General features: G+C 61.1%; 16 protein-coding genes and 2 tRNA genes. 4 read left to right on the top strand and 14 right to left on the bottom strand.

The features are described 5' to 3' along the window. The 6 genes from ACQ4W6_RS19400 to ACQ4W6_RS19375 all read right to left on the bottom strand — a co-directional run. Positions 1–728 (bottom strand): thiamine pyrophosphate-binding protein (locus ACQ4W6_RS19400; RefSeq protein ID WP_436568812.1); only part of this gene is annotated, 728 nt, incomplete at its 3' end. Between the two features lie 236 nt (positions 729–964). Next, positions 965–1,981 (bottom strand): porin, encoded by a 1,017-nt coding sequence (locus tag ACQ4W6_RS19395; RefSeq protein ID WP_436568804.1) that lies wholly within the window; start codon positions 1,979–1,981, stop codon positions 965–967. A gap of 70 nt (positions 1,982–2,051) precedes the next feature. Next, the gene (locus tag ACQ4W6_RS19390) at positions 2,052–2,867 is read right to left on the bottom strand and encodes a thiazole synthase (protein WP_436568803.1); all 816 of its coding nucleotides are present in this window, start codon (positions 2,865–2,867) and stop codon (positions 2,052–2,054) included. A gap of 12 nt (positions 2,868–2,879) precedes the next feature. Next, on the bottom strand, positions 2,880–4,169 hold the full coding sequence (locus ACQ4W6_RS19385; RefSeq protein ID WP_436568802.1) for a D-amino acid dehydrogenase: 1,290 nt from the start codon (positions 4,167–4,169) through the stop codon (positions 2,880–2,882). Between the two features lie 12 nt (positions 4,170–4,181). After that, positions 4,182–5,249: a YeiH family protein gene (locus ACQ4W6_RS19380; protein WP_436568801.1), complete on the bottom strand. Its 1,068-nt coding sequence runs from the start codon at positions 5,247–5,249 to the stop codon at positions 4,182–4,184. Between the two features lie 217 nt (positions 5,250–5,466). Then, positions 5,467–6,336 (bottom strand): NAD(P)-dependent oxidoreductase, encoded by an 870-nt coding sequence (locus tag ACQ4W6_RS19375; RefSeq protein ID WP_436568800.1) that lies wholly within the window; start codon positions 6,334–6,336, stop codon positions 5,467–5,469. 259 nt (positions 6,337–6,595) lie between these two features. On the opposite strand from ACQ4W6_RS19375, the gene ACQ4W6_RS19370 reads away from it, so the two are divergent. Then, on the top strand, positions 6,596–7,249 hold the full coding sequence (locus ACQ4W6_RS19370) for a PEP-CTERM sorting domain-containing protein (RefSeq protein ID WP_436568799.1): 654 nt from the start codon (positions 6,596–6,598) through the stop codon (positions 7,247–7,249). A gap of 48 nt (positions 7,250–7,297) precedes the next feature. On the opposite strand, the gene hisC is transcribed toward ACQ4W6_RS19370, so the two are convergent. From hisC to ACQ4W6_RS19330, 8 genes are all read right to left on the bottom strand, one after another. Then, on the bottom strand, positions 7,298–8,356 hold the full coding sequence (gene hisC, locus ACQ4W6_RS19365; protein WP_436568798.1) for a histidinol-phosphate transaminase: 1,059 nt from the start codon (positions 8,354–8,356) through the stop codon (positions 7,298–7,300). A gap of 245 nt (positions 8,357–8,601) precedes the next feature. Further along, positions 8,602–8,691 (bottom strand) — tRNA-Ser (locus ACQ4W6_RS19360). A 264-nt stretch (positions 8,692–8,955) separates the two neighbouring features. Continuing rightward, a tRNA-Ser gene (locus ACQ4W6_RS19355) sits at positions 8,956–9,045 on the bottom strand. Positions 9,046–9,122: 77 nt separating this feature from the next. Next, the gene (gene serS, locus ACQ4W6_RS19350; RefSeq protein ID WP_436568797.1) at positions 9,123–10,412 is read right to left on the bottom strand and encodes a serine--tRNA ligase; all 1,290 of its coding nucleotides are present in this window, start codon (positions 10,410–10,412) and stop codon (positions 9,123–9,125) included. A gap of 148 nt (positions 10,413–10,560) precedes the next feature. After that, on the bottom strand, positions 10,561–10,764 hold the full coding sequence (locus tag ACQ4W6_RS19345; protein WP_436568796.1) for a hypothetical protein: 204 nt from the start codon (positions 10,762–10,764) through the stop codon (positions 10,561–10,563). A 160-nt stretch (positions 10,765–10,924) separates the two neighbouring features. Then, on the bottom strand, positions 10,925–12,232 hold the full coding sequence (locus ACQ4W6_RS19340; RefSeq protein WP_436568795.1) for a replication-associated recombination protein A: 1,308 nt from the start codon (positions 12,230–12,232) through the stop codon (positions 10,925–10,927). Between the two features lie 69 nt (positions 12,233–12,301). After that, positions 12,302–12,940 (bottom strand): outer membrane lipoprotein chaperone LolA, encoded by a 639-nt coding sequence (gene lolA / locus ACQ4W6_RS19335; protein WP_436568794.1) that lies wholly within the window; start codon positions 12,938–12,940, stop codon positions 12,302–12,304. An 18-nt stretch (positions 12,941–12,958) separates the two neighbouring features. Continuing rightward, positions 12,959–15,319 carry a DNA translocase FtsK gene (locus ACQ4W6_RS19330; RefSeq protein WP_436568793.1) on the bottom strand — a complete coding sequence of 787 codons (2,361 nt, stop codon included), beginning with the start codon at positions 15,317–15,319 and terminating at the stop codon, positions 12,959–12,961. A 213-nt stretch (positions 15,320–15,532) separates the two neighbouring features. Here ACQ4W6_RS19330 and trxB point away from each other — a divergent pair, with 213 nt between their 5' ends. From trxB to ACQ4W6_RS19315, 3 genes are all read left to right on the top strand, one after another. Further along, the gene (gene trxB, locus ACQ4W6_RS19325; protein WP_436568792.1) at positions 15,533–16,486 is read left to right on the top strand and encodes a thioredoxin-disulfide reductase; all 954 of its coding nucleotides are present in this window, start codon (positions 15,533–15,535) and stop codon (positions 16,484–16,486) included. A gap of 7 nt (positions 16,487–16,493) precedes the next feature. Next, positions 16,494–17,168: a Smr/MutS family protein gene (locus tag ACQ4W6_RS19320; protein WP_436568791.1), complete on the top strand. Its 675-nt coding sequence runs from the start codon at positions 16,494–16,496 to the stop codon at positions 17,166–17,168. A 123-nt stretch (positions 17,169–17,291) separates the two neighbouring features. Beyond that, positions 17,292–17,921, top strand: a complete 630-nt coding sequence (locus tag ACQ4W6_RS19315) for a trimeric intracellular cation channel family protein (protein ID WP_034758680.1) — start codon at positions 17,292–17,294, stop codon at positions 17,919–17,921. Positions 17,922–17,933 lie beyond the last annotated feature (12 nt).

Raw genomic sequence — 17,933 nt, 5'->3', positions numbered from 1 at the left:
AGGCGCTCGGCCAGGGCCTTGCACTCTTCGATGGCTTCGCCCATGACCACGCCGCCGCCGGAGATGATGACGGGGAACTTGGCCTTGGCCAGCAGTTCGGCCGCATCGTTCAGGCTGCTCTCGCCGCCGGCGCCACGGTCGAGGCGGCTCGGTGTTGGAATCTCGGCCTTGATTTCGCCGTAGAAATAATCGCGTGGAATGTTCAGTTGCGTCGGGCCCATTTCCGACATGGCACGGTCGAAGCAGCGGCCCGTGAATTCGGCCATGCGGGCCGGATGGGTGACGTGGCCTTGATATTTCGTAAATTCTTCGAACATCGGCAATTGATTGGCTTCCTGGAAACCGCCCAGGCCCATGCCCATCGTGCCCGTTTCCGGCGTGATGATCACGACGGGCGTATGCGCCCAGTAAGCGGCGGCAATCGCCGTGACGCAATTGCTGATGCCGGGGCCATTCTGGCCGATGACCACGCCATGGCGGCCCGAAACGCGGGCATAGCCGTCAGCCATGTGGCCGGCGCCCTGCTCGTGCACCACGGGGATCAAACGGATGCCGGCTGGCGCAAAGATATCCATCGGGTCCATGAAGGCAGAGCCCATGATGCCGAACATGTCGGTCACGCCATTGGCGGCCAGGGTTTCCACGAACGCCTCGGAAGGCGTCATCTTTTGCGGGCCAACTGGGACGGCTGGGGTGGCCGCTGCGGCGGCAGCTTTTTGCTCGGTCATGTCATTCATGGTGGTGTCTCCTTACGGTTTTATAAAAAATCGGTATATTTTGTTCCGATATTTGAAATATCGCATTCAATTTAACGCTTGAGAAATGGGATGTCAATGAAAATTCATGAAAAATCGGACTGTTCCGTTCCTGAATCTGAAATATCCAACAAAGTCCCATTCCTGAAACGCAAATGGCGGGCTATCTGCAACAGATAACCCGCCATCGGTTTCGCCAGCCTTGCGCCTTAGAACTTCAAACGCATGCCGGCCGTAAAGGCGCTCGAGTTATGCCCCGGCAAGGGCACGCTGCCGCCGCTCGACGCATCACCGGCAAAGTTGCTGCCCGCGCTATCGTTGGTGATGCGCCCGTACGAGGTGTACAGGTTGGTGCGCTTGGATAAGGCATACGTATAGCCGATGGCCAGCTGGCGAGCGCCGCGGCGCGCGTTCGTGCGGTCATCCTTCTTGATGTAGGACGCCATCACGCTGCCCGCCGCCCCTGCGGGTGCGGACACGCCCAGCATATAGTCGCGGAAATCCGTGCCCGCATCATCCTTGTCCGTTTCATACGCGGCGTGCAGCTTGGCAGGGCCGAAATCATAGGTGCCGCCCAGCAAGGTTACTTTTGCCGTGTTCAGTGGCGTGTCCTTGCGGTTGTCGTGCGCCAGCGTCAGCACCAGCGGGCCATTCGCGTAGTCGATGGAAAAGTCGATGGTGCGTCCCAGGGTGTTGCTGCCTGGCTTTTCGCCCAGGCCGACCATGACGGCGGCCGACAAGCCGTTCACCTTCGGCGATTCATACATGATGGAGTTTTTCGTGCGCAGGCTGGCCACGCTCATCAGGTTGATCGAGGCGCCCGTCATGCCCGTCTCGAACGGGTCGATATTGTCCAGCGCGGTAAACAGCGGGTTGTGCTGCAAACCGATATTCACGGCACCGAAGCCGCCGGACAGGCCCACATACGCCTTGCGCCCGAACAAGGCGCCCTGGCGGTAGGCGCCCGTGTCGAGATCGAGACCATTTTCCAGCAGGAAATTAGCTTTCAGATTGTTGCCCAGGTCTTCCGTGCCCTTGAAGCCGATGCGGCTGCCCGACTGCACGCCGGTGGCCAGCTTGGTGACGGAACCGTCGGCGCCGCCATGTTCGGACGTCAGGCCCGCGTCGAGCAAGCCGTACACGGTGACGGACGATTGGGCGCCGGCGCTGCCGGCGAAGGCGGCCAATGAGGCCAGGACGGCTGCCGCTACGAATGTGTGTTTCATGTCATCTCCAGATATTGTGGTTTTTATGGGTGCTTTAAACAAGAATCAACAACGGTGCTACAAAACCGGCTCAGGCGATCCGCCCGGCCATCGGCGACGAGGGCGAGGCGCTCATGAGGCCTGTCCGCCGGGGCATGCGTCCGGCCAGGTAGGCCTCGCGTCCGCCCTGCACTGCCAATTTCATGGCGCGCGCCATGCGGATCGGTTCGCGCGCCGCCGCGATGGCGGTATTCATCAGAATGCCGTCGCAGCCGAGCTCCATGGCGATGGCCGCATCCGACGCCGTGCCCACGCCGGCATCGACCAGCACGGGCACGCGGGCTTGCTCGATGATCAAGGAGAGGTTCCACGGATTCAAGATGCCCATGCCCGAGCCGATCAGGGAGGCCAGCGGCATGACGGCGATGCAGCCGATGTCTTCCAGCAGGCGCGCCTGGATGGGGTCGTCGCTGCAATACACCATCACCTGGAAGCCATCCCTAACCAGCTGTTCGGCCGCTTTCAGGGTTTCCGGCATGTTCGGGAACAATGTTTTTTCATCGCCCAGCACTTCGAGCTTGCACAGCTGATGGCCGCCCAGCAGCTCGCGCGCCAGCTGCAAGGTGTAGACGGCATCGCGCGCGTTGTAGCAGCCGCCCGTATTGGGCAAGATCGTGTATGTCGATGGTGGAATGAAATCGAGCAGGTTCGGCTCGCCCTTCTCCTGGCCGATGTTCACGCGCCGGATGGTGACGGTGACGATCTCGGCGCCGCTCTCCTCGATGGCCAGGCGCGTTTCCTCGAAATCCCTGTACTTGCCCGTGCCTACCAGCAGGCGCGATTGATAGGTGGTGCCGGCCAGGGTCAGGCCGCTAGTCGTGGGGCTGGGGGTGGTGGCGTCTCTCATCGTGCTGCTCTCCTAAGTTGAACTACAGCGGTCCCTTGCCGGGGGGGCTTCTCCGCAAAACGCAAAATCGACCTCGGGCCGCCGTCCCGACACCAGCTCGGCAATCGCCCTGCCCGCGCCGCAGCCCATGGTCCAGCCCAGGGTGCCGTGGCCCGTGTTGAGGAAGAGCTGGCGGTAGCGCGTGGCCCCAATGTAGGGCACGTTCGAGGGCGTCAGCGGGCGCAGGCCGGCCCAGTAAAGGGGCGCGCTGTAATCGCAGGCATGGGGAAACAGTGCCTGCACGCGGCGCGTGATGGCGGCGCAGCGCAGCGCATTGAGTTCGCGCGTGTAGCCGTTCAGCTCGCAGGTGCCGGCCACGCGCAGGCGCTGGCCCAGGCGTGAAAACACCAGCTTGCAGCCGTCGTCCGTCAGCGACACGCGCGGCGCGCTGGCAGGGTCGATAATCGGGTAGGTAGCCGAATAGCCTTTACCGGGATACAACATCAAACGCATGCCCAGCGGCTGCATCAGCGGCGCCGAAAAGCTGCCCATGGCCACCACCACGGCATCCGCATGGTCCAGGCGATGGCGCCCCTGCGCGTCGATGCATTCCACGCCCGTGATGCACTCGCCCTCAAGCAACAGGCGCGTCACCGTCGTGCCGTACTGGAAATCGACACCAGCGGCCGCCGCACGGGCGGCCAGCGCCGTGGTAAACAAATGCACGTCACCCGATTCGTCGCTGGCCGTAAAGTCGCCGCCTACGATGTGGCGGCGCGCGTGGGCCAGCGCTGGTTCGATGCGGATCACTTCGTCGGCGCTGACGGTGTTGCGGGGACAGCCCAGTTCGCGCAGCAGGGCGGCGCCCGCTTGCGATTTATCAAATTCCTTCTGCTCCGTATAGAAATGCAGGATGCCCCGTTCGAGGTGGTCATAGGCAATGCCCGTCTCGCGGCGCAGCGCCTGCAGGCTCTGCCGGCCGTATTCGGCCATGGCGACGATCTGGCGCATATTGCGCGTCACGCGCGCTGGGAAACATTCGCGCAGGTAATGCAGCGCCCACTGCCATTGCAGCAGGTCAAGACGGGGGCGGAACAGCAGCGGTGCATCGTCCTTGCCCAGCCAGCTCAAGACTTTGCGCAGGGTGGCCGGGTTGGCCCACGGTTCGGCGTGCGAGACGGAAATCTGCCCACCGTTACCAAAGCTGGTTTCCTGCGCCGCGCCCGCCTGGCGCTCCAGCACGCGCACGTCGTGGCCCGCCTGGCGCAAATACCAGGCCGTGGCCGTGCCGACCACGCCGGCGCCGAGGACGATCACTTTCATGGCCGGCTGCGCTTAACGCGTCAGCAGGATGGCGATGGCGACGAAGACGGCGATCCACACCGTTTCCATCACCAGCATGATCACGGGGCGCCAGCCCAGCGAGGCCAGCGACTGGAACGAGGTCTTCACGCCCAGTGCGGCAATGGCGATGACGAGGCAGGCGCGCGAGGCATTGTTGATCCAGCCATTCACTTCCTGCGGGATCAGGCCCAGGCTGTTGGTGATGACGAGCCAGACAAAGCCGATCAGGAAGAACGGCACCAGCGGCGGCGCATCGACTTCGCTCTTGCCATCCTTGCTGCGCTTGAACATGATCGACAGGCCCAGCACGACGGGCACCAGGCAGGCTACGCGCGTCAGCTTCACAAACGTGGCCACGTCACCCGTATGGTTGCTGACCAGATAACCGGCGCCCACCACTTGCGCTACATCATGAATCGTGCCGCCGATGAAGACGCCTGCCTCGGTCGGATCAAAGCCCAGCAGCTTGACCAACAGCGGGTAGACGATCATGGCCAGGGTCGACAAGGTCGTCACGCCCACCACCGTCAGCAAGGTGAACTTCTCGTTTTCCTTGGTTTGCGGCAGCACAGCGGAAATGGCCAGCGCAGCCGAGGCGCCGCAGATGGCCACCGAACCGCCCGACAGGATGCCTTCCGTGATGGGCCGCTTGAGCCACTTGGCCAGCATGTAGCCGAAACCCAGCGTCGCCACCAGGCCGCCGACGACGATCAATAACGGCGTCACGCCCACGGAAGCGATCTGGTTGAAGGTGATGCGCGCCCCCAGCAGGGCCACGCCCGTGCGCAGCAGCACCTTGCTGCAAAACTCGATGCCGGGCTTGCAGGTAGGGTCGGACGCCAGGAAGTGGAAGGCCAGGCCGAAGAACAGCGCGTACAGCAGTTGCGGCCCGCCATAATTGCTGGAAATAAAGGTGGCCGACAAGGCGATCACCAGCGCAATGGCCACGCCGGGCCAGCTGCGCAGCACCGCACGGGGGCGCCAGATGGCGACGGCGGAAGAGAGGTAGGGAATGTTGCTATCGACAACGCGTGTTATCGCTGATGAGTTGGTTTTCATGCGGGTCCGCTCATAATGTTTTAAAAATTGGGACATTTCATCTCGTTTTTTAATAATACACGATGAGGCAGCCAAGTCCACGCTTTTCGATTAAAATCGAAACCAGATGTTCCGAAAACTGACTTTTTAATGTTCGCTTCAAGATTAATACTGGCGCACAACGACAAGCGGCGCGGCCCTTTGCAGGGACGCGCCGCTATGGCTGAGGTGAGCCGGATTACTTTTTCGTCAAACGGGTAATCAGGCTGGACGTGTCATAACGGTTGCCACCCGCCTGCTGCACTTCGCCATAGAACTGGTCCGTCAGTTCCGTCACGGGCAAGTCGCTGCCGTTGCGTTTGGCTTCGGCGAGGCAGATACCCAGGTCCTTGCGCATCAGGTCGACGGCGAAGCCAAAGTCGAACTTGCCCTCGATCATGGTCTTGCCGCGGTTTTCCAGCTGCCACGACTGCGCCGCGCCCTTGGAAATGACGTCGACCACCAAGGCCGCGTCGAGGCCCGCGTTTTGCGCAAAGGCGATGCCTTCGCTCAAGGCTTGCACCAGGCCGGCGATGCAGATCTGGTTGACCATCTTCGTCAGCTGGCCCGAGCCGGACGCGCCCATGTAAGTGACGGCGCGCGCAAATAAAGCAATGACAGGCTCGGCGCGGGCATACGCTTCGGCGTCGCCGCCCACCATCACCGTCAGCTTGCCGTTTTCCGCGCCGGCCTGGCCGCCGGACACGGGCGCGTCGAGGAAGAACACGCCCTGCTCTTTCGCCGCAGCATGGATGGTGCGCGCCGCTTCGGCCGAGGCCGTCGTATGGTCGATCAGGATGCTGCCCGGCGCCATGGCGGACAGCAAGCCGCCCTCTTCCAGGATGACTTGATACAGGTCATTATCGTTGCCGATACAGGTAAACACGAACTCGGCGCCTGCCGCTGCGGCGGCTGGCGTGGCGGCGCTGCTGCCCTTGTACTGCTCCAGCCAAGCTTGCGCGCGGGCCGGGTTGCGGTTGTACACGGTAACGTCGTGCCCGCCCGCCGCCAGATGGCCTGCCATGGGGAAACCCATGACGCCCAAACCGATGAATGCCACTTTTGCCATATTGTCCGTCCTGTCGATGAATGAATACGATGATTGTTGCACAAATGGCTCGCTCTGGCAGCATCGCGCTGCCATATGGCCGCACGGACATGCTGGCAGTAGCGACTGGGGCAGTCAACATTTCAGCTATGCAAGATGCCAATTATCATAAAGAAACTTTATGTTGCATTTTTTACTATCAAATACTATATTGAATTGGCATTGGGAATCTCCATGCGCAGTGCCAGGTCCTTCCCCCATCCCTGTTAAGGAGTCAATCTTGCAAACCGCACTCTTCCGCCTGAAAATCATCAGTGCCGCCGCCCTGCTCCTCGCCGCCAGCGCCGCACAGGCAGACATCACGCTCTTTACCAACCAGGCCGCCTATCTGGCAGCCGCCGGCAATACCGGCGTCGATACCTTTGACGATTTGCCAATCGATGCGCTCGACGGCCCGCTGAACCGTAGCGCCGGCAGCTACGCCTACACGGTAAGCTCCGTTGGTACCTCGCCCATCCTGTATGGTGCCGGCACGGGCAGCGACAACTGGCTGAGCACGAACAACCGTAACGACAGCGTGTTGTTCTCCAACTTTTCCAGCGCCGTACGCGGTGTCGGGGGATTCTTCTTCGGCTCGGACTTTGCCGGTGGATATGCCACCAGCCAGAACGTCACGCTGACAGCGCGCAATGCGCTGGGCGAACTGCTCACCTACGAGCTGACCTTGCCGACGCAGGCATCGTTTGTCGGCTTCCTGTCGACGGGCGCCTTCTCCGACTTGTCCGTCAGCACGGCAGGACAGATCGGCATCTGGCCGACCATCAATAACCTGTCCGTGTCGGCCGTACCGGAACCGGCCACTTACGGCATGCTGCTGGGGGGCTTGGGCTTGCTGGGCTTCATGGCGCGCCGCCGCCGGGCCAGCCAGCGCTAAGCGAACTGGCGTCTGGTACGGTTCCAGGCAGCCGTACCAGACCTGCCATTACGACAATATCTCGCGCAAGGCCGCCAGCAAGGCTGCGCATTCGCCCACGTTGCCGATGCTGATGCGCAGATACTGGCTGATGCGGGGCGCGTTGAAGTGGCGCACGATCACGGAACGGGCGCGCAAGCCGGCCGCCAGTTGCGCCGCGTCATGCTGCGGGTGGCGGGCAAAGACGAAATTGGCCACCGAGGGCAGCACCTCGAAGCCCAGCGCCGTCAAGTCCGCCGTCAGTTGTTCGCGGCTGGCGATGACGGCTTGGCGCGTGTGCTGGAAATACGCTTCGTCACGCAGCGAGGCCACGGCACCGGCCAGCGCCAGCCGGTCCAGCGGATATGAATTGAAACTGTTCTTGACGCGTTCCAGTGCCTCGATCAGCTGGGGATGCCCCAGCGCGCAACCCACGCGCAAGCCGGCCAGCGAACGCGATTTCGAGAACGTATGCACCACCAGCAAGTTCGGATAGCGATTGACCAGGGCCACGGCGCTGTCACCGCCAAAATCCACATACGCTTCATCGACCACCACCACGGCGTCGGGATGGTCGCGCAGCATGGCTTCCACGCCAGCCAAGGGCAAGTCCACGCCCGTGGGCGCGTTCGGATTGGGGAAGATGATGGCGCCGCAAGGCCCCTGGTAATCTTCCGGACGGATGCGCATGGATTCGTCGAGCGGCACGGTGCGGTAATCGATGCCGTACAGCTTGCAATACACGGGGTAGAAACTGTAGCTGATGTCGGGGAACAGCAGCGGCGCGTCGTGCTTGAGCAAGGCCATGAAAGCCAGCGCCAGCACTTCGTCGGAACCGTTGCCGACAAACACTTGATCGCTAGTCAGCCCGTGATACTCGGCCAAGGTTTGCTTCAGTTCACTGGCGGACGGGTCAGGATACAGGCGCAGGCTGTCGTTACTTGCTTCGCGCAGTGCGGCCAGCACTTGGGGCGACGGGCCGTAGGGGTTTTCGTTGGTATTGAGTTTGACCAGGTCGGGCAGCTTGGGCTGCTCGCCAGGGACGTAGGGGGTCAGCTCACTGACGATGTTGCTCCAGAATCGGCTCATTGCTTGTATGTTTGCTCAGGAAGATGGGTGGGGTAGATTACCATAGGCTGAGCGAGAGCAAGGTGGGGAGAGTGGTGTGCTCACTTGCGCTGGCGGGGATGCTGGCAGTTACTGCCTGAATGGAGGAAAAAACGCCTTGCGCTGCGCGCTTTGGGCGGGTTTTCTACCTGGCCTGATGCGCTGGTAATACGCGCGCGTTTCAGATATAAAAAAAGCTCCCTTGCGGGAGCTTTTTCTATTTGTTCTGGCGGAGAGGGTGGGATTCGAACCCACGGTACGATTTAACGTACGCTTGATTTCGAGTCAAGTACATTCGACCACTCTGCCACCTCTCCAGGTGTTACGTTACTGCGGTCTATTCATTCAAACTGGCGTGCCGGTTTGAACGAGGCGCTATTTTAGCATGGGGATTGTTCAATTGGGTAGGGGTTTGTTGCTAATCCTGCTCTTGAAAAGCAAAAACCGAATGGACGATTCGGGGAGCCTCGCGCGAGTACGCGCTCGTCTTCGAATCCCACCGTACGCCCCGCAGGGGGCGTACTCCTCACCGCCGCCACAAATAGAAAAAGCTCCCTTGCGGGAGCTTTTTCTATTTGTTCTGGCGGAGAGGGTGGGATTCGAACCCACGGTACGATTTAACGTACGCTTGATTTCGAGTCAAGTACATTCGACCACTCTGCCACCTCTCCATTTACTGCGGTCTTTTCTTGCATTGCTGCGAGAAGGCAAGATTATAGCAGCCCGCAACAAAAAGAAAAGGACTATTTTATGCCTTCAAATGCGTCAGGCCGCCCATGTACGGACGCAGGACGGCAGGGATCTCGACGCTGCCGTCGGCTTGCTGGTAATTTTCCAGCACGGCGACCAGGGTGCGGCCCACTGCCAGGCCGGAGCCGTTCAGGGTGTGCGCCAGTTCCGGCTTGCCGGCGGCGTTGCGGAAGCGCGCCTGCATGCGGCGGGCCTGGAAGGCTTCCGTGTTCGACAGCGAGGAAATTTCGCGGTAGGTGTTTTGCGCCGGCAGCCACACTTCCAGGTCAAAGGTCTTGCTGGCCGTAAAGCCCATGTCGCCCGTGCACAGCGACATCACGCGGTATGGCAGGCCCAGGCGTTGCAGAATGGCTTCGGCGTGGCCGACCATCTCTTCCAGCACTTCATACGAGGTGTCCGGGTGCACCACTTGCACCATTTCCACCTTGTCGAACTGATGCTGGCGGATCATGCCGCGCGTGTCGCGCCCGTAGCTGCCCGCTTCCGAACGGAAGCATGGCGTGTGGGCCGTCATTTTCAACGGCAATTGATCGAGCGCAAGGATTTCATCGCGGGCGATATTGGTCAGCGACACTTCCGACGTGGGAATCAGGTAGAAGGTCTCGCCCTCGCCTTCCACGCCGCCTTTTTTCACCGAGAACAGGTCGGCTTCGAATTTCGGCAACTGGCCCGTGCCGCGCAGCGAGTCGGCGTTGACCATGTAGGGGGTATAGCATTCCATGTAGCCGTGCTCGTCAACGTGCGTGTTGAGCATGAACTGCGCCAGTGCGCGGTGCAAGCGGGCGATGCCGCCCTTCATGACGGAGAAGCGCGAGCCGGTCAGCTTGGTGGCCACTTCGAAATCGAGGCCCAGCGGGGCGCCCACGTCGACGTGATCCTTGACCTCGAAATCAAACGTGCGTGGCGTGCCGACCTTGCGCACTTCCACGTTGCCCGACTCGTCCGTGCCTACGGGCGCCGATTCGTGCGGCAGATTCGGCACAGCCATGATGAAGTCGCTCAACTTGGCTTGCACCACGGTCAGGGCCGCTTCATCGGCTTTCAATTCATCGCCCAGGCCGGCCACTTGCGCCATCACGGCCGAGGTATCTTCCCCCTTGCCTTTGAGCATGCCGATTTGCTTGGACAGCGCGTTGCGCTTGCCCTGCAGTTCCTCGGTGCGCGTCTGGATCGCCTTGCGTTCGGCTTCGAGGGCGGTAAAACCTGCCACGTCGAGCTGGAATTTGCGCGTCGCCAGGCGGGCGGCAACAGTAGCGATGTCTTTACGGAGTAATTGGATATCTATCATGGGGTGCGTGGCGGTGCTGATGTAAGGAAGCACACATTGTACCAAGACCCGTTCACTTCATTCTGAGTTTTGCACACGGCAAGCCATCGTCATGGCGCCAGAGGCTGGGCACTCGCGCCCGCTTTACATCTGCTGCTTGGCCGGCTGCTTAGATAAAAGCGGCTTTTTCGGCGGCGGTGAGGCGGCGGGCGCTGACGGTGACGACAGGCATTTTCACGTCGGCGGCCTGGGCGATCACGGTGGAGGTGGCGCTCACTTCCACCGTGTTGGCGCCGGCAGTGGCGAAGCTGGTGCCGATGGCGATGACGGCGGCGGCGACAAAGGCGATTTCCATGTTTTTCAGTGCGTTCATGATGTGGCTCCTGGTTGGTTTGTTTCGTTGAGTGCTGCTGGTATGGTGGTACTTTAGCCAACGGACACAAACAACGCCACCGGCTTGCGACCAGCGGCGAAAAACAGGGAGCGAACGGTGAAAAAGGAGCACTGAAGCGTGAAGTGACGCTATTGCGGCCTCAGCCCTTGCCCGCTTTGCGGTCCAGCTCGCGCAGCCAGGCCAATTTATCGGCGATCTTGCTTTCCAGGCCGCGCGGCACGGGCTGGTACCAGCCCGGTTCGGCCATGCCGTCCGGGAAATACGTCTCGCCAGCCGCGTAGGCGTCCGGTTCGTCGTGCGCGTAGCGGTAGGCGTGGCCGTAACCGAGTTCCTTCATCAATTTCGTCGGCGCATTGCGCAAGTGCACGGGCACTTCCTTGGATTTATCCTTCTTCACAAACGCCATGGCCGTGTTGAAGGCGTTGTAGCCGGCATTGCTTTTCGCGGCAATCGCCAGGTAGATCACGGCCTGGCCCAGCGCCAGCTCGCCTTCGGGCGACCCCAGGCGTTCATACGTTTGCGCCGCATCATTGACCATGGTCAAGGCGCGCGGGTCGGCCAGGCCGATGTCTTCCCAAGCCATGCGCACGATGCGCCGCGACAAATAACGGGGGTCGGCGCCGCCGTCGATCATGCGGCAAAACCAGTACAGGGCCGCGTCCGGGTTCGAGCCGCGCACGGACTTGTGCAAGGCCGAGATCTGGTCGTAGAAATTATCGCCGCCCTTGTCGAAGCGGCGCGAATTCAAGGTCAGCGCATTGTCGACAAAGGCCGCGTCGATGGTCGTCGTGCCGGTCGAGCTGGCGGCCGTCTCGGCCTGCTCCAGCAAATTGAGGAAACGCCGCGCGTCGCCATCCGCATAGCCGATCAGGGTGTCGGCGGCAGCCTCGTCAAACGTCAGGTGCGTCAGCGCCGTGGACTGCGCCTTGGCCAGCAACAGCTTCATCTCGTCTTCGTCGAGCGATTTCAACACATACACTTGCGCGCGCGACAACAAGGCCGAATTGACTTCAAAACTGGGGTTTTCCGTGGTGGCACCGATGAACGTCACCAGGCCAGATTCGACAAACGGCAGCAAGGCGTCCTGTTGCGACTTGTTGAACCTGTGGATTTCGTCGACAAACAATAAAGTGTGCTTGCCGAACTGGTCCAGGCTGTGACGGGCCTGGTCCATGGCCGCGCGGATATCTTTTACGCCCGCAAACACGGCCGACAGGGCGATGAATTCGCTGTCAAAGGCGTTCGCCATCAAACGCGCCAAGGTGGTTTTACCCACGCCGGGCGGGCCCCACAGTATCATCGAATGGGCCTTGCCCGCCTCGAAGGCCAGGCGCAGCGGCTTGCCGACGCCCAGCAAATGCGTCTGGCCAATCACTTCATTCAAGGTTGTCGGGCGCAAGGCTTCGGCCAGCGGCTGGCGCGGTGCGGTGGAAAAGAGATCCGCCATGATATTTACCGGGTAAGAATGCAAAGGCCTCGCACGGTGCGAGGCCAGTCAAAAACAAGACGTCATCAATCAGTTATTAATCACGTCGGCGCCTTTGGGCATGACAAATTTAAAATGATTGTTTGACAAGGCCGGATTTTTCTGGAAATTCTTGAACGACAGGATCGACGTCTGGCCGAAGGAATCGCGCAATTCCATCGCTTCGGGTACGCCATTGCGCAGGCCGATGCTGATTTCATCGAACGTCGTGTCCTTGGCTTTCGGCGTGGCTTTCAGCCATTCCAGGCCATCGCGCGTGCCCGCTTCGGCCAGGGTGAAGTTCTTTTCCAGGTCGTTGCTGCCAAACAAGATGGCCGCCGGCGAGGAACCGAGCGCGTCGCCCAGCTTCTTGACCGTCACCTGGCTCAAGTCCTTGTCATAGATATACAGTTGCTCACCATCGGCTTGCAGCAGTTGCTCGTACGGTTTCAGATAGGTCCAGATGAACTTGCCCGGACGGGCGAACTCGAACGTGCCGCTGGCCGGGGTCGACACTTTTGCCTTGCCGCTGGCATCTGCCTTTTTCATTTGGCGCTGCACGAACTCGCCCTTGGCCGACTTGGTGCCGGCAGCAAAGCTCTTGAACTGCTCCAGCGCGCTGGCCGAGGCACTGGCTGCAAACAGCAGGCTGCAAGCCATGCCGGCAACAACTACCACGATTTTTTTCATTGCATGATTCTTCATCTTTTACCCTTGTTCAGCACTTGCCGCCGGCACCAGGATTTCCCGGTTGCCGTTCGATTGCATGGTTGATACGACACCGCTCTGCTCCATCTGCTCGAGCAGACGGGCGGCGCGGTTGTAGCCGATGCGCAAATGACGCTGCACCAGCGAAATAGAAGCGCGGCGGTTTTTCAGCACCACCCCCACCGCCTGGTCGTACAGGGCATCGGCCTCGCCGCCGCCCTCGCCCGGCGCGCCGCCTTCGGCGCCGTCGCCTTCCAGCGTGCCGCCTTCGAGGATGCCCTCGACGTAATTCGGTTCGCCCTGCAGCTTCAAGTGGTTGACGACGCGATGGACTTCCTCATCGGAAACAAACGCACCGTGCACGCGCATCGGCAAGCCGGTGCCGGGCGGCATATACAGCATGTCGCCCATGCCCAGCAAGGCTTCCGCGCCCATCTGGTCGAGAATGGTGCGCGAATCGATCTTCGACGATACCTGGAAGGCGATACGCGTCGGGATATTCGCCTTGATCAACCCCGTGATCACGTCTACAGATGGGCGCTGTGTGGCCAGAATCAAGTGCAAACCGGCGGCGCGGGCCTTTTGCGCAATACGCGCGATCAATTCTTCGACTTTCTTGCCCACGACCATCATCAAATCGGCCAATTCGTCGATGATGATGACGATGGTCGGCAATTTTTCCAAAGGCTCCGGCGAATCGGGCGTCAGGCTGAACGGGTTCGGGATGTGTTCTTCGCGCTTTTTCGCGTCGGCAATCTTCGCGTTATAGCCAGCCAGGTTACGCACGCCCATTTTGCTCATCAGCTTGTAGCGGCGCTCCATCTCGTTGACGGCCCAGTTCAGCGCGTGGCCCGCCTGGCGCATGTCCGTCACCACGGGCGCCAGCAAGTGCGGGATGCCTTCGTAGACGGACATTTCCAGCATCTTCGGATCGATCAGGATCAGGCGCACGTCGAGCGGATCGGATTTGTACAGCAGCGACAAGATGGTGGCATTGATGCCCACGGATTTACCCGAGCCGGTGGTGCCGGCCACCAGCAAGTGGGGCATCTTGGCCAGGTCGGCCACGACAGGCTTGCCGGCGATATCCTTGCCCAGCGCAATCGTCAGGCTGGAGACGCCATCGTTGTAGACTTTCGAGCCGAGGATTTCCGTCAGGCGCACGATCTGGCGCTTGCTGTTAGGCAATTCCAGCGCCATGTAATTCTTGCCAGGAATGGTTTCCACGACACGGATCGATGTCAGCGACAGCGAACGGGCCAAGTCGCGCGCCAGGCCCACGATCTGGCTGCCCTTGACGCCCGTGGCCGGCTCGATTTCATAGCGCGTCACCACGGGGCCGGGGTAAGCGGCCACTACCTTGGCATCGACGCCAAAGTCCGACAATTTCTTTTCAATCAGGCGGCTGGTGAATTCCAGCGTTTCCACGGACACCGTTTCCACCACGGGCGGCGCTTCATCGAGCAGTGACAAAGGCGGCAGCTTGCCATCGCCCAGTCCTTCGAACAGATACGCCTGGCGCTCCTTTTCCACACGCTCCGATTTGACCACAGTCACCACTTGCGGCTCGATCTTCATCGGCGGCGCAGCCACATGCTTTTCCACATGCTTGGCGCGCTCGGTGACCACCACTTCGTCGCGGCGCACGGCTGCCACTTCACCCTGGCGGCGGTCTTCGCGGTCCTGGTAGCGCAGCACGAACCAGTTGAATGCGTCCTCGATGGTGCCGCCGATGCGTTCGGCCACTTGCAGCCATGAAACGTGGAAGAACAGGGAAAAGCCCAGCGCGAACAGCAGCAACAGCAACAGCGTGGCGCCCGTAAAGCCAAAGGCCACGTGGGCCGAGTGCCCCACCAGTTGGCCCAGCACGCCGCCCGGCTCGCGCGGCAGCTGCACGTGCAGGCTTTTCGCCATGCGCAGGTATTCCAGGCCCATGCTGCCGATCAGCATGATGGAGAAGCCGACGATACGTATCAGCATCTCGACATGATGCTCGCGCTCCACGTCTTCCTGTTCCAGCAGGAAGCGCTTACTCAGGCGGCGATAGCCATTCCATACCGTGCGCAGCAGCCAGACGCACCACCACCAGGCGGAAAAACCGAAGATATACAGCAATAAATCCGACAGGGTCGCGCCCAGCTTGCCGCCCAGGTTGGCTACCTTGTCGACGGAGGTGGCGTGCGACCAGCCCGGGTCGAGCTTGTTGAAGCTGGCCAGTATCAGCACGAAGTACAGGGCAAACGCGGCCAGCGCGAACCAGCGCGCCTCGGACAGCAGCCGCACCAGCCGGTTCGGCAGCGGCCGGCGTTCGACCGGTTTACGGGTGTAGCTATTTTGATTGGCCTGGGCTGGTTTAGTCATTCTGGGAAGCGCTGCACGGTGATAAATGTTTCTGAAAGGGAATTTCCCATATAAGGATGTATTCTAAGCCATATATGCCAACCAGGGCCCCACGATTCGTCGCCACAGGCGCCTTGGTCTATAATCCGGGATTGCTTGCGCAAGCGCAATACGCCCTTGTTCTTCGCGCGTACGCCCCCAATTCGGATAGACCCTACTCATAGAGAAGCTCCCATGACTACTACCAAACACGCCCGCGTCTTGATTCTCGGTTCCGGCCCCGCCGGCTACAGCGCTGCCGTCTACGCGGCCCGCGCCAACCTGAACCCGATGCTGGTGACCGGCGTGGAACAAGGCGGCCAGCTGATGACCACCACCGACGTGGAAAACTGGCCCGGCGACCCGATGGGCGTGCAAGGCCCGGACCTGATGCAGCGTTTGCTGCAGCACGCCGAGCGTTTCAATACGGAAATCGTGTTTGACCATATCCACACCACCTTCCTCAACGAAAAGCCGATCCGCCTGAAGGGCGACAGCCACGAATACACGTGCGACACCCTGATCATCGCCACGGGCGCGTCCGCGCAATACCTGGGCCTGCCATCGGAAGCCGCGTTCATGGGCAAGGGCGTGTCCGCCTGCGCCACCTGCGATGGTTTCTTCTACCGCAATCAGGAAGTGGCCGTCGTCGGCGGCGGCAATACGGCCGTCGAAGAAGCGCTGTACCTGTCGAACATCGCCGATAAAGTCACCCTGATCCACCGCCGCGACAAGTTCCGCGCCGAAGCGATTTTGATCGATCGCCTGAACGCCAAGGTTGCCGAAGGCAAGATCGTGTTGAAATACAACCACACCCTGGAAGAAGTGACGGGCAACGACAGCGGCGTGACGGGCCTGAACATCAAGTCCACCATCGACGGCAAGGTCGAAGCCTTGTCCGTGCACGGCGTCTTCATCGCCATCGGCCACAAGCCGAACACGGGCATCTTCGACGGCCAGCTGGAAATGCACAACGGCTACATCAAGACCAAGACGGGTCTGGAAGGCATGGCCACCGCCACCAGTGCGCCAGGCGTGTTTGCCGCCGGCGACGTGCAAGACCACATCTACCGCCAGGCCATCACCAGCGCCGGCACGGGTTGCATGGCAGCACTGGATGCCCAGCGCTACCTGGAAGGCCAGGAGTAAGCGTCGCATGGCGTCGATGAAAGACTTTGCCGACCTGAAAGCGGTCAGCAAGCAGCTCAAGGAACAGGCCGACGTGCGCGCAGCCGAGCAAGCTGCGCGCGCCAAGCAGGTGCAGGTGCAGGCCGTGGAGAGCAATCTGTTCAAGGCCAGCATCGGCGGCATCAAACGCCTGCCCGAGTCCGACCGCTACGTACCCAGCCGGCCCAAGGCGGGCAGCACGACGGCCCAGCAAGCGGCGCGCAAGCTGTCGCCGGCAGACGATGATGCGGCCGTGCTGCGCGAATCGCTGTCGGACTTGTTCGAAGTCGACCATTACCTGGAAAACGATCCGGCCCTGAACTACGCCCGCCCCGGGGTGGGGCCGGACGTGGTGAAAAAGATGCGCAAGGGCCACTGGCCGATCCAGGATGAGCTGGACTTGCACGGCTTGCGCCGCGACGAGGCGCGCGACGGCATCGGCGCCTTTTTGAACCAGGCGACGCGGCGCAAGCTGCGCTGCGTGCGCGTGATCCACGGCAAGGGTTTCGGCTCGAAAGGCCAGGAACCGGTGCTCAAATCGATGGTGCACAGCTGGCTGGTGCAAAAGGATGAAGTCATCGCCTTTTGCCAGGCGCGCCGCTCCGAAGGGGGCGATGGCGCGCTGGTGGTTTTACTTTCCGCAGCCCTGCAGCCCATCCGTTAGGCTTGCCAGCAAGAAAAGCCAATTGAGTAACAAGTTACACACTGCACACGGCCCCGTTTGTCACCATTCGGGGCCGTGTCATGTTAACCTGTGACAATTATTTCCTGCCCACGCGCTCCGCCCATGATGCCACCCCAATTGCCGCCTGGCTCATTGATCAAGATCATTGAGGTCATCGCCATCCTGGTAGGCGCGTTTTCCGGCTTCATCGAAGCGCGCCGCAAGCGCATGGACTTGGTCGGCGTGTTTGTCGTGGCCTTCATCACGGCCTTTGGCGGCGGCACCTTGCGCGACATCCTGCTCGACAAGCGGCCTTTGTTCTGGGTCTCGCACCAGGAATACGCGATCCTGATCTTCGTGCTGGCCCTGACGGCGGCACCATTAATTCAGCACTTGCGGCAAATCGTCTCGGAACGCCTGATCGTCATTGCCGACGCCATTGGCCTGGGCATGTTCGCCATCGCTGGCGTGGCTGAAGCGACGCGCGCCGGCATGCCGCTCTTTATTGCCTCGATGATGGGAGTCATTACGGGGATCTTTGGCGGCGTGATGCGCGACATCGTCTGCAACGAAGTGCCGATGGTGTTTCGCGACGGCAAACCATACGCGATCTGCGCGTTCTTCGGCTGCTGGGCCTATCTGCTGCAGATGCACTTCGGCGCCGAACACGACTTTGCGCTGTGGACCAGCGCCAGCGGCATTACCATCTTGCGCCTGATCTGCTGGAAATTTGACATGCGGCTGGGCCGCTGATGCACAGCAGCG

The organism is Janthinobacterium woesei (genome assembly GCF_051380875.1).
GTDB lineage: Bacteria > Pseudomonadota > Gammaproteobacteria > Burkholderiales > Burkholderiaceae_D > Janthinobacterium.
Note: the sequence above shows the minus strand (reverse complement) of the source record. Positions and strands in the feature narration are given on the sequence as shown.